This is a genomic window from Clavibacter lycopersici, from assembly GCF_003576405.1.
Classification (GTDB): domain Bacteria; phylum Actinomycetota; class Actinomycetes; order Actinomycetales; family Microbacteriaceae; genus Clavibacter; species Clavibacter lycopersici.
In genome coordinates, this window is the sequence record NZ_QWGT01000598.1 from 1 (window position 1) to 314 (window position 314).

Sequence of the window (314 nt, forward strand, 5' to 3'; positions counted from 1 at the left end):
CGACGGCGACTACGTGGGCGCGGTCGGATCCGGCGACGGCGCCCTGCAGACCTCGGGCGTCGTGGAGTCGACGCCGTCGGGGACCGTGCTCATCGGATCCAGCCGCGAGCGCGTGGGATTCGACGCGTCGCTGCGCGTGGCCGTGCTCGAGGAGCTCGCCGCGAAGGCCGTGCGGCTCTTCCCCTTCCTCGTGGAGGCGAACGCGATGCGCTCCTACGGCGGCTTCCGGCCGTACCTGCCCGACCACCTGCCCGTCGTCGGGCCGGATCCGCGGCTGCCCCGCCTCTGGCACGCGAGCGGGCACGAGGGCGCCG

Annotated in this window: 1 protein-coding gene; it reads left to right on the forward strand. The window is 75.2% G+C overall.

Annotated elements, in window-relative coordinates; all coding sequences use genetic code 11:
- The coding region (locus DZG00_RS16720; protein ID WP_119455882.1) for an NAD(P)/FAD-dependent oxidoreductase at nt 1-314 on the forward strand (314 nt) is incomplete at both ends.